Below are 12256 nucleotides of genomic sequence, written 5' to 3'. Positions count from 1 at the left end.
GGTATAATTTTACTTCAGCAGACATAGGAGTAGTTCCTGTGACCTTGACTGTTACCGATGAAGCAGGATTAACAGATACTTGCACTGTAGATGTGACTGTTGAGGCTCCTGCAGGACCAGAGCCGCCTGAAGCTACTTGTAATAATTTTACTGTTTCTTTAGATTCAAACGGTGCAGCTGTTATTACTGCTGCTCAGGTTTATAGTGGTGGAGATAGTTCTTTAGATCTGGCTATTGATGTTTCCTCCTTCGATTGCTCAGATATAGGAGGGAATCCGGTTATACTTACTGTCACAGATCCTGCAACAGGTCTTTCCAGTACTTGCACCGCCACTATTACAGTTGTTGATAATACTGCCCCTGTTGCCAATTGTGTCGCTCCTTTCACAGTAACCCTGGATGCAAATGGACAGGCTTCAATAACAGTAAACGACATTGAAAATAATTCTGCCGACAATTGCACAATAGCTGACAGAACCCTTTCCCAGTATAATTTTACATCAGCAGACATAGGAGTAGTTCCCGTAACCTTGACAGTTACCGATGAAGCAGGATTAACAGATACTTGTACTGTAGATGTCACTGTTGAGGCTACTCAAGAGCCCGATCCCCTGACCATCACCTGTCCGGCTGACCAAACATTGGATCTGGACGATAATTGTGAGCTCCAAATCCCCGACTTTACAGCACTGGCGGTAACAAACGATCCTGATGCAGTGATCACTCAATCCCCTCCCGAAGGAACCGTAGTCAGTGAAAATATAACTATCACTCTTACTGCCACACTGGGAGCCGAAACAGCTTCCTGTAATTTTGATCTTATATTACAGGCTGATGATAATATTGATCCCACTGCTTCCTGCGTTTCAGAATTTACTCTTTATTTAAATGAAGATGGATATGGAATACTTTCAGCAGATATTCTTGATGATGGTTCATCAGATAACTGTGGATCTATTGTAATGAATCTAAGTAAAACCAGGTTCGAAGATTCAGATGCCGGGGTTAATGATGTTATCTTAACCGTTACAGATGCTGTAGGTAATACCGATACTTGTGAAACCATTGTCACTGTGGTCCCTTATGAAGAGGGTAGAGGAGTAAATTGTGGAGATAAAATTGTGAGACTTGATGAGAATGGGGAATATACTCTGGTGCTTGAATACTCTGGAAATGAAGATTATATAGATTATGAAGTGAGTAAAGATTATTTCACTTGTAATGATATTGGTAATGAGGTGATTACAGTAAATTATTGGGGTGAGCATACAGGTAGTTGTGAAATGAATGTCACAGTGATTGACGACATTGACCCGATAGCCGACTGCATTCAGGAAATCGAGCTTAGATTAAATTCATCGGGGACGGCAAGCCTGGCAGCCGAAGACTTGAATTTAAACTCCTATGACAATTGTGAGATAGCGGAATTTAGCCTTAGTAAATATAACTTTACGACTGCAGATATAGGAAATCAGCAGGTTACTTTTACTGCCACCGATGGTTCAGGAAATACCGGTACCTGTATCGTAACGGTGAATGTTCTTCCTAATGAAGATGTGCAGCCGGTGGAATGTGTGGATCTGCATGTAATTCAAATTGGAGCCAATGGAAGTGCAATTCTTGATCCCAGGGACCTGTTTACAGGAGGCTCCGGTACAGCTCAGTTTACTGTAAGTAGGGATACTTTTAATTGTATGGACCTGGGTGAAAATACCGTGGTATTCAACTATTCCACCCCAACAGAGGAAGGTTCCTGTGAGATCACAATAATTGTAGAAGATCCCGAAAACAGGTGTGAAATCCCAACAGAGCCTGGGAGGGATTATGTGATCCTTTATCCCAACCCCAGTCTGGGTCTGGTACGTCTCCAAACATCTCCCCAACTTATTATTGAACGAATAGAAGTTTTTGACATGAGAGGCAGATTTTTATTTGAGCAGACTTATGAGAACATCTCAATATTTGATTATAGGCTCGACCTTAGAGCCTACCAGTCGGGTGTATATTCTCTCCTGATCCATACAAATGGAAGAGAATTTTTAAAGAGAGCTATAATTAAAAATTAAAAAGCCTTTCTTCTGCAAAGGTCATGATCTCTTCTTTTGGAGTAGTAGCTTCAAACCAATTGATCTGTTCATTTTTCCTAAACCAGGTGAATTGTCTCTTAGCAAAGCGTCTGGTATTCTTCTTTATTTCGGCTACCGCGGTTTCGAGATCCCATTCTCCTTTGAGATATTTGAAGAGTTCTTTATATCCTACCGTGTTCAGTGCATTTAGGTGTTTAAGATCATCCAATTGTTTCACCTCTTCAAGGAGTCCCTGTTCCATCATGAGGTCAACCCTTTGATTTATTCGCTCATAAACCATTTCCCTTGGTGCAGTGAGTCCGATATATACTGGCTCAAAAAAGCGATTTTTGCTGCTCCTTTTCCTGAAAGAAGAATATGGTTTTCCGGTACCTATGCAAATTTCCAGTGCCCTGATCAACCGGTGAGGATTCTGTTTGTCTACTTCGGAAAAATATTCGGGATCTCTCGTTTTTAGTTCCTCCTGAAGGGATGCTATACCCGAATTCTCCAGCCGGTAATTCAAACTTTCCCGGATTGAGGGATCAACATCAGGAAATTCATCCAGCCCATGCACTACTGCATCTACATACAATCCGCTGCCGCCAACCATGACAGCTATATCCTTTTCAGAATAAATTTCCTTCAGTTTTTGGAGGGCATCCCGTTCAAAATCTCCTACAGAATACTCCTGCTTTACTGAAATATGCTGTATAAAATGATGTTTTGCGGCCTTTAATTCAGCTTCAGAAGGAACTGCGGTACCAATTTTCATTTCTTTATAGAACTGCCTGGAATCAACAGAAATAATATCAGTTTGGAAATTTTCAGCAAGTGTGATGCCAAGGGCTGTTTTTCCTATAGCCGTAGGACCAACCACAACAAAAAGGAATTTCTTATTCATTTAAAAGATTTCCGCAGTTGTGGCAGTATTCAGCTTCATCAAGATGCTTTGATTCATTGCAATGAGGGCAGACCTGGGTGTTAATGGGTACATCCTTCATTTTTTTGGAAAATTCAGCAGTTACAATACCGGTAGGTACAGCAATTATTCCGTAACCGGTGATCATAATGAGAGAGGCTATGAATTGTCCCAAAGGTGTTACAGGATGAATATCTCCAAATCCAACTGTGGTGAGGGTAACTATACACCAGTAAATTCCAATTGGAATACTGGTGTACCCGTTTTCTGGTCCTTCCACCAGGTACATCACTGTTCCCATAATTACACACAGTATAACAACAGCATATAGAAAGACAAGGATCTTTGCACGACTATTGCGTAAAGCAAGGAGCAGCCTGTTCGATTCCCCGATATAACGTGTAATTTTTAAGATCCTGAAGATCCTGAGCAGTCTTAAGGCCCTTACTGCGAATAAAAGATTATGTCCTCCGCCTAAAATGGCGATGTAAGTTGGTAGAGTAGAAAGAAGATCCACAATTCCGTAAAAGCTGAAAATATATCTGGAAGGGCGGTTTATTGCTATAATTCTCAGAATATATTCTATAGTAAAAATTATGGTTATAATCCATTCAGCTGTATAGAATTCCCAATAGTACCTTTCGTTAAGAGTTCCAATGCTTTCTAACATCACCAGAACAATACTAAGAACAATTACCAGGAGTAGACCAACATCAAATGCTTTTCCCGCAGGAGTATCTGCTTCATAGATGATCTCATGAAGTTTTAATCTCCAGGGAGAAATTTTTTGATCGGCCATTAACTAAAATTAGATACGTAAAAATAGAATTTTTAAGCAGAACCACATTTTTCTTGCGGGAGAATTGTGGACATAACATTCTCTCATCAAGGATTGATCAATTTCTTACGCTTTTTCTCTCACCAGAACAATTGACTGCTCCTGTAACTCTATCATTTCTGAAAAGAATTTTTGCAGGTATGGATAAAATCCCGGGCTGTAAACTGTGAAGGGAAAGGAGACCCTGCAATGTATCATCACAGAATGCTCGCTTATCTTTTGAGCCATGAAGTGAAGCGTTCCGCCTTTTTCCGGCAGGGCAATTATTTTATTTTCAGGAATTTCAACAAATTCATGGTTTTCCGGAATTTCCAGGCTTACATTGTAGGTGTAGGCATCTTTGTATCCGAAATCAATAGGGTAGGTTCTTTCTTGCAGCTTAAATGGATTTTCACTAAAAAATTTAAAACTGAAGGGGTTGATGTAGATCAGATCATTGATCTTTTGGCTGGAGTTATGAAGAGCGAATTTTATACTCACTTCATTTGGCATACTGTTAGGCACGGCAGAGAGGCTTCTTGTGTGGTCATTAGGATTGGACAGTGAATTAAAGATCTCTTCGGGCTTGATTTCTTCAAGTCGGGTTTTCACGGCGAGAGCATGATATCCCGAAAAGGAATGAACCGATTTTCCTGTAGCAGTCCCATCTGTATTTACTTTAATGGAATCATGGAGGATGACAGTGGAGTAACCTTCTGGTTCTATGTCTGCCCAGCTGCTTCCATTCTTGAAATCCAGAAGTCTGCCATATTTATTAAGGGACCGGTAAGGAGTAATACCAAAATCTGCATTTTTTTCTGTTGCGTCAAGCAAATACTTTTTTCCCTCCAGTTCCAGCTGCACCATAAGATAATTAAATTCTGAAAGCACCGGGTAGAGCTGCGTTGGCAGACCATTTCCACGGGTAGAACTAAGGAATGGAAGTGCCTCAAATCCCTCTTCAACATATAGATTGTGCAACAAAATATTTATAGCCGAAACATTTCCCGTTTTTTCTTCCAGTAGATCTTTGATACTCACATTGCGAAAGATCTGGTACTCTCCGTTCCAACGGTAGTTGTCTCTAACATATTCGTAAATTTCCCTGGCCTTTTCAGGGGAATTACTTTTATTGCTTATCTCCTCCGGAAGTACTCCCCGCACCCATTTAGTTTTCCGCAGCTGTTTGCCAAGATCATTATCTGTCTTAAGCTCTCTGTCCACATCATCCCAGCTGCGGGTGAATTTTTTTACCGCCCCGTCTGTTCTGATGATCTCCTTTAGTTCATATTCTATACGGGAAATAAAATTATATCGGGAAGTAAGATATTTTTCCTCCTTAAAGGCCGGAATATCCTTCATTACATACTCAGATCGCATACAATCTGCCTCTCCCGCAATTCCGTCGAACTGGAAACAGCGTTTTTTTACATCATTGTTTTCCACATCCAGGGGCTGATGACCTATCATTTTAATGTGGTACTTAAAGTTTCCGGGAATTTCTGCAATATAGCGGCTGTACATTTTCGGAATGTCTTCCTGGAACCACCAGCGTTGAAAATTAAAAATAAAGGGAGACTCTTTTTTATAGGAATAAACCAGAACTGCTCCCGGCTGAACCGAGGGGAAAGTGAATTTCACAAGATCGTATTCAGGATTTTCTTCGGTATATACAACATCAGGATGAAGATGGCGAACATGTTGTCTGCCATTCTGCATATAGTAAGTCACGGCTTTAAGATCTTCTATCTTCTCTTTGCCTGACTTTCCTTTATGTAGTCTTATCTCAATATTGGCATGATCAAAGCCTTCCTTGTTCAGAATTTTAATTTTTGCCTTATAGTCGAAAAGGATATTATAATCCCCGCCGGACTGAAAGCGGCTGTAACCATCTTCAAAAATGTAGAAAGCGTTTGCGGTGGAGTCCTTACTGTAGACGGTAGCCTCGAGTTCGGCGGTGTTTACATCAAGATCTTTGGTGTTAAAAAGATCTTCCTGTGCTGTGATGATAATAGGAAATAGGAAGAATGAGAGGAGTAAAAATTTAGTCATAAGTATTGAGGTGGATGATTTTCAATCGGTTATTTTTTTTCAGGTAATTCTGAATGATCTGCTGTGCATCTCTGTCACTCTTCATGGGAGTAATAATTGATTTGATGATCTCCATGTTGTTCAGCTGATAATTCAGGTTAAAATAACCAATTCCCTTGAACTGTCCCTCTTCCACCAGTAAAGCGCTCTTCTCATCCAAATCCCTGCCGCGGTCAATGACCAGCATGTTCTGTTTTTCGTAGCTGTATTTTTCGAGCACCTGGTTTACGCGCTCATTATATTCTGAAGCAGATTCTTCTCCTGAACATGCTCCGTTACATTCCTTTATGCCGTAATTAAAGCAGTTGCCATTGCCGTTATGCAGGCTAGTGTATTTCTCGCAAAGCCTGTGTTCCCGGACAATATTTTCCAGGGCAATTTTTGCCTGCTGAAGATTAGCAAAAGCATTAATATATTTTTTACGCTTGTCTATCTTACCTATTCTCAAGTGGATATATCCATCCTTATCTTTAGATTGATATAGTGCATGGGAAAATATAGAACCCTTTAAAACTTTGTTGTATTTGGGTTTGTTGCGTTTAACCTCTTCATTTTCTTTAAGAAGTGCATTTAACTCATTTCCTGTAGCTTCATAACTCACAGATGCAACTTCTTTTTGTATCTCCAGCGATTTTCTGTTTTCGCTGGTAAAATGCTGATTTACCCGTTTCTTGATATTCTTGCTTTTCCCAATGTAAATGATGTCTCCATCTGCATTGTGCAGGTAATAAATACCGGTTATGGATGGAAGCTCTTCCAGCATTTCGATCAATTTAGTCTCCATTCTAAGCTTGGGCGCGTTGCGTACAGAGCTTTTAAGGATTTCCTTATCAAGATCTTTAGCCAAAAGCATTTTAAAAAGCTTTACTGTGGCCTGGGCGTCTCCACTGGCGCGGTGTCGGTCACTTAAGGGAATACCAAGAGCCCTTACGAGTTTTCCTAGACTGTAGGAGGACTGACCCGGGATAAGTTTTTGAGATAGTTCTACCGTACAAAGGCTTTTTCTTTCGAATTCAAAGCCCAGCCTGCTAAATTCAGTGCGTAAAATACGGTAATCGAATTTTGCATTATGAGCTACCAGGATAGAACCTTCGGTAATCTCTACAATACGTTTTGCCACCTCATAGAATTTCGGTGCATTGCGAAGCATTTCATTATTAATGCCTGTGAGGCCAATAACAAAAGGTTGTATTGGAATTTCGGGATTTATTAAGCTTATAAATTGATCTACAACTTTATGACCGTCAAACCTATAGACAGCTATTTCTGTAATTCCCTCTTCATTATACTTCCCGCCGGTAGTTTCTATGTCTAAAATTGCGTACAAATGCTAAGCCTCTCTAATTATAATTTCTCTCTCCAAAAATTGAACTTCCTACCCTGATCATTGTACTTCCGCATTCAATTGCAATTTTATAATCGCCGCTCATTCCCATTGACAATGTTGTGAAGGATTTATACCTGGATTTGAATTCATCAAATGTAGTCTTTAAATAGCTGAATTCCTCTTTTATCTTTTCTGTTTTTTCTGTTAAAGTAGCCATTCCCATCAATCCAACTATCTTAACATGAGACATTTCCTGATAATCTGAAGACTCCAGTATATCCCGTGCAGTATCAACATCTATTCCATATTTCGTGTCTTCTTCGGCTATCTTGATCTGAAGCAGGCAACTTATGCTTCGGTCATATTTGGCTGCCTGTTTATCGATCTCCTTCAGCAACTTCAGGGAATCAACGGCATGAATAAGCTCCACATATTCTGCCATGTATTTGACCTTATTCCGTTGGACATGTCCCACCATGTGCCATTTGATATCTTTGGGAAGTCTTTCCCATTTTTCTGTCATTTCCTGGATCTTATTCTCCCCAAAATGACGGTGCCCTGTATTATAGGCTTCTAAAATGTCATTTTCGGGCTTCGTTTTTGAGATCGCCACAAGAGTGACTTCTTCAGGAATTTCAGCTTTTATCTTTTGAATGTTTTCTGCAATGTCCATTTTTTATCTGCTTCAGAATTCATAAACCGTAAGTCCGCTGCGGAGTTTAGGTTCTATACATGTGCTTTTTGGAGGCATGGTGAGCCCTGCATCTGCTATTTCTTTTATTTCCTCAAAAGTGAGGGGCAGCATTCCAAATCCGACAGCAAATTCCCCTTCGTCAACTAATTTTTTAACGTCGAAGGTCTCATTCCTACCCGGAAGATAAGATATTCTGCGGTCATTTTTGAGATCATCTATGCCTAAAAGCGGCTGCAACACCTTAATGAACAAGATATAAGGATCCAGGCTGCTCAGGGAATCGGTGAATTTATAATTTGTTTTTCGCAGGTACAGGGAATAATATTCTCCATCCAGGTACATCGAAAAATGATGTTTTTTGGAAGGTTTATAGAATTCGGTTCCCCTGTTCTCAATCCTGAACCATTCATCAAGCTGCATTAGAAATTCTTTTTTGCCCAGCCCGTTTAGATCCCGAACAAGCCTGTTGAACTCGTAGAGCTTTAGGTTGCTCTGGGCGATCATATAGCTGAGGAAAAAATTGTAAGGCTCTTCTCCTGTGTGTTCAGGATTTTTTTCCCGCGACTCTTTGGCAAGAAGCCAGGAAGAAGCACTGCGGTGATGCCCGTCGGCAATATAAACAGCTTTCATCTGTTCGAATTCTCTCCTTATTTTTTGTGTTCTTTCGGTATCGTTCACCACCCACAGATAGTGAATATCCCGGTTAAGCGAGGAAAATTCATATTCCGGTCTTTCCTTCATCACCTGCGTTGTGATCTCGTTAATAACCTCACTATCGGGATAGGTGAGGAGAACCGGTTCGGTATTAAAACCTACCGTCTTGAGATAATCCTTGAAAAGTTTTTCGCGGTGAGACAGTGTGTCTTCATGCTTTCTTATCACATCATTTTCATAATCCTCGGCACTGGTGGCGGCTATTATTCCGCAGTACGACTGGTTTCGGGAGATGGTCTTATAAATGTAATAAGCGGGAATCTCATCCTGGATAAAGATGCCTTCTTCCTTGAATTCCAGGTAGCGATTCTTTACCAGCTGAAAACGTTCACTTCCAGATATTTCTTTCTGAAATTTATATCCCGGATTTATGATGTGCAGAAATGAGAACGGATTGTGCTCCAGCTGAAATTTTATTTCATCTACAGAATACTCCTGAAAGGGACGTGTGGGAACAAGACCCACTTTGTCACGGGCGGGTCTCACCGCTTTAAAAGGAATTATTTTTGCCAAATACTTTTAATTGAATAGGTTCTTAAAATGCGATTTTAAGAGGTGAATTGACCGGAAACTTTTTCCGCTTTCCTGCTTTCGGAGTAATCATAAAAACCTTCACCCGATTTAATTCCCAGTTTGCCTGCCTGGACCATATTCACAAGAAGGGGACAGGGTGCATATTTCGGGTTTTTAAAGCCGCTGTACATTACTTCCAGAATAGAAAGGCATACATCAAGACCAATGAAATCGGCCAACTGTAACGGGCCCATTGGATGTGCCATTCCCAGCTTCATAACCGTGTCAATTTCCTGTACTCCGGCCACACCATTATACAGGGTTTCAATAGATTCGTTGATCATGGGCATAAGGATCCTGTTGGCAACAAACCCCGGATAATCATTGACTTCGACAGGTTCTTTTTTTAAATTTCGAGAAAGTTCCATAATGTCGGCAGTGACTTTATCGCTGGTGTTGTACCCGCGAATGATCTCTACCAGCTTCATCACCGGCACCGGATTCATAAAATGCATACCTATTACCCGCTCCGGATTAGAAACCACAGAAGCGATCTTTGTTATGGAAATAGAGGAGGTGTTAGAGGCAAGCACAGTATCCGCTGAACAGCTTTCATCCAGTTGTTTGAAAATAGATAATTTTAGATCCACATTCTCTGTAGCCGCTTCTACTACAAGGTCTACATCCTTCACTCCTTCAGAAAGTTGTGTGAAGGTGGTAATATTGTTAAGTGTACTGTTTTTATCTTCTTCAGAAATTTTTTCTTTAGCTACCATACGGTCTAGGTTGCCTGAAATGGTATTCATTCCACGCTCCAGACTCTTTTCTGAAATATCGATGAGATTTGTTTTATAACCGAACTGGGCAAAAGTATGGGCAATTCCATTCCCCATGGTTCCTGCTCCAATTACTGCAATATTTTTCATAATGTTGTTAGTTAAAATGATTGTATTATTTGTTTGGCCACCCTAAGAGCATTTGTTCCCTGCTCCAGGCTTACAACAGGAGTGGTGTCATTTTTAATAGCCTGAGCAAAGGAATTTAACTCCTCTAAAATAGCATTATTGGGACTGACTTCCGGATTATCAAAGTAAATCTGTTTCTTAAGACCTTCGGCATTTTGAAGGATCATATCAAAATCTCCCGGATTTTCGGGAGCATCCTTCATTTTTACCACTTCACATTTTTTCTCAAGGAAATCCACAGATATATAAGCGTCTTTTTGAAAAAATCTCGCTTTCCGCATATTTTTTAATGAGATCCTGCTGGCGGTAAGGTTTGCCACACATCCGTTTTCAAATTCAATGCGGGCGTTAGCTATATCGGGCGTATCGCTAATTACAGAAACCCCGCTTGCGTGAATAGATTTTACTTCAGATTTTACCACGCTCAGAATGGCATCAATATCGTGGATCATGAGATCCAGAACTACCGGAACATCTGTTCCCCGCGGATTAAATTCTGCCAGGCGGTGCGCTTCTATAAACATTGGGTTATGAATATTGCCGGCCACTGCCTTAAAAGCCGGATTAAACCTCTCCACGTGTCCTACCTGTCCTTTCACCTTATGTACCCGTGCAAGCCTGGTGAGTTCTTCGGCTTCTTCAACGGTATTTGTTATAGGCTTTTCTATAAAGAGATGTTTCCCGGCAAGGATGGTCTTTTTGCCAGCTTCGAAATGCGAAAGAGTAGGAGTAACTACATCTACCACATCTACGGCGGCTATGAGCTCATCAAGATCCTTGAAATATTTATAACCGCATTCTTCTTCAACCTTACGGCCACTTGTTTCGTCTATATCGTAAAATCCTACCAGTTCATATTCTTCGGATTGTTGTAAAAGACGAAGGTGGATCTTTCCTAAGTGTCCTGCACCCAGGACGCCGGCTTTCAGCATAATTTTATGGTTTTCAACAAAAATAATATTTATTGGTCTAAAGCCAATGCCAATTTGCAGCTAATACGGGCCACTGTTTTCATTTTTTCTTTAACCTCAGTTAATCTTTATGTAATTTTGGGCGATAAAGATTAAATAGTGCGAAAGGACACGATCAAACATCAGGGAAAGAGATTGCAGCTGGCTAAGGTTGTGGAGAATAAAGGCGTTACAGATGAAAAGGTGCTGGATGCAATTAAAAAGATCCCGCGTCACCTGTTCATGGACAGTAGTTTTGAAGATCACGCATACCAGGATAAAGCCTTTCCCATTGCAGCAGATCAAACAATCTCTCAACCTTATACCGTAGCTTTCCAAACTGAAGTTTTACAGGTGAAGAAAGGAGATCTTGTGCTGGAGATAGGAACGGGGAGCGGCTATCAAACTGCCGTACTCTGTGAACTCGGAGCAAAGGTATACAGCATTGAAAGGCAGCAGGAACTTTTTAAAAAAACCAAGCTGTTCCTTGCAAAAATAGGTTATCGGCCTAAGTACCTGGCTTTTGGAGACGGCTATAAAGGATTACCCGATTACGCTCCATTCGACAGGATCATCGTAACCGCAGGAGCACCTTTTGTTCCCAAACCCTTGCTCAGTCAACTTAAAGTAGGAGGAAGAATGGTCATTCCCGTTGGTAAGGATACCCAGGTAATGACGTTGTTCGAAAGAATATCTGAAACTGAATTTGAAAAAACTGAATTCGGAAATTTCAGGTTTGTGCCTTTGCTGGAAGACAGGAATTAGTGTTCAGTGATCAGTGGTCAGTGATCAGGAATTTAGAAATTGGATTCGAGAAGTAGGAAGTCTAGTAGGCAGTGCGCAGTGCAGAGTAGGCAGTAACGGTTTAGTGTTCAGTGTTCAGGTAGTTGGAAGGTAGAAGGTAGAATTTAAAATCACGAAGTCAGCATGTAAGCTTCCCTTAAAACCGAACTGTTTAAAAGTAGAATAATTCTTAATTTTAAACAGTATGAAAAAAAGCAAATTTTCTCCACAGCAAATCTCTAAGATCCTTAAAGAATTTGATAACGGTAAAACAGCTGCCGAGATCAGTCGTGAATATGGTGTAAGCACCGCTGCCTTTTATAAATGGCGAGAGCGTTTTAGCGGAATGAATGGCAAAGAACTTAAGCGACTCAAAGAACTTGAAGAAGAGAACCGTCGACTCAAGCAAATGTA

At 40.6% G+C, this 12256-nt stretch carries 11 protein-coding genes; 3 read left to right on the top strand and 8 right to left on the bottom strand.

Annotation, left to right across the window (positions count from 1 at the left end; translation table 11 throughout):
* Window positions 1-2066 (top strand): T9SS type A sorting domain-containing protein (locus G564_RS0112690; protein ID WP_029037992.1); only part of this gene is annotated, 2066 nt, incomplete at its 5' end.
* Here G564_RS0112690 and miaA read toward each other — a convergent pair.
* The 8 genes from miaA to G564_RS0112650 form a co-directional block, all read right to left on the bottom strand.
* Window positions 2056-2970 (bottom strand): tRNA (adenosine(37)-N6)-dimethylallyltransferase MiaA, encoded by a 915-nt coding sequence (miaA, locus tag G564_RS0112685; RefSeq protein ID WP_029037991.1) that lies wholly within the window; start codon window positions 2968-2970, stop codon window positions 2056-2058. The two genes, G564_RS0112690 and miaA, sit on opposite strands and share 11 nt — an antisense overlap.
* Window positions 2963-3787 carry an ion transporter gene (locus G564_RS0112680; RefSeq protein ID WP_029037990.1) on the bottom strand — a complete coding sequence of 275 codons (825 nt, stop codon included), beginning with the start codon at window positions 3785-3787 and terminating at the stop codon, window positions 2963-2965. The genes miaA and G564_RS0112680 overlap by 8 nt, the downstream gene beginning before the upstream one ends.
* Before the next feature lie 105 nt (window positions 3788-3892).
* On the bottom strand, window positions 3893-5857 hold the full coding sequence (locus tag G564_RS0112675) for a DUF3857 domain-containing protein (protein WP_029037989.1): 1965 nt from the start codon (window positions 5855-5857) through the stop codon (window positions 3893-3895).
* Entirely contained in the window at window positions 5850-7223 is a 1374-nt protein-coding gene (locus G564_RS0112670) for an exonuclease domain-containing protein (RefSeq protein ID WP_029037988.1), read from the bottom strand. Before G564_RS0112670 ends, G564_RS0112675 begins: the two co-directional genes overlap by 8 nt.
* A 13-nt stretch (window positions 7224-7236) precedes the next feature.
* A complete protein-coding gene (locus G564_RS0112665; protein ID WP_029037987.1) occupies window positions 7237-7896 on the bottom strand; it encodes a YggS family pyridoxal phosphate-dependent enzyme in 660 nt (219 codons plus the stop codon).
* A 12-nt stretch (window positions 7897-7908) separates the two neighbouring features.
* Window positions 7909-9144, bottom strand: a complete 1236-nt coding sequence (locus tag G564_RS0112660; protein ID WP_029037986.1) for a DUF1015 domain-containing protein — start codon at window positions 9142-9144, stop codon at window positions 7909-7911.
* 35 nt (window positions 9145-9179) lie between these two features.
* Entirely contained in the window at window positions 9180-10070 is an 891-nt protein-coding gene (locus G564_RS0112655) for a 3-hydroxyacyl-CoA dehydrogenase family protein (RefSeq protein ID WP_029037985.1), read from the bottom strand.
* Window positions 10071-10081: 11 nt separating this feature from the next.
* On the bottom strand, window positions 10082-11041 hold the full coding sequence (locus G564_RS0112650; protein ID WP_029037984.1) for a Gfo/Idh/MocA family protein: 960 nt from the start codon (window positions 11039-11041) through the stop codon (window positions 10082-10084).
* A gap of 138 nt (window positions 11042-11179) precedes the next feature.
* Here G564_RS0112650 and G564_RS0112645 point away from each other — a divergent pair, with 138 nt between their 5' ends.
* Together G564_RS0112645 and G564_RS0112640 are read left to right on the top strand one after the other, a co-directional pair.
* Window positions 11180-11824 (top strand): protein-L-isoaspartate(D-aspartate) O-methyltransferase, encoded by a 645-nt coding sequence (locus tag G564_RS0112645; RefSeq protein ID WP_029037983.1) that lies wholly within the window; start codon window positions 11180-11182, stop codon window positions 11822-11824.
* Window positions 11825-12047: 223 nt separating this feature from the next.
* On the top strand, window positions 12048-12256 hold a 209-nt coding region (locus tag G564_RS0112640), incomplete at its 3' end, for a transposase (RefSeq protein WP_029037982.1).

It is taken from the genome of Salinimicrobium xinjiangense DSM 19287 (genome assembly GCF_000423585.1).
GTDB lineage: Bacteria > Bacteroidota > Bacteroidia > Flavobacteriales > Flavobacteriaceae > Salinimicrobium > Salinimicrobium xinjiangense.
The sequence above is the reverse complement of the archived record's forward strand: the minus strand, read 5'-3'. Positions and strand labels throughout refer to the sequence as shown.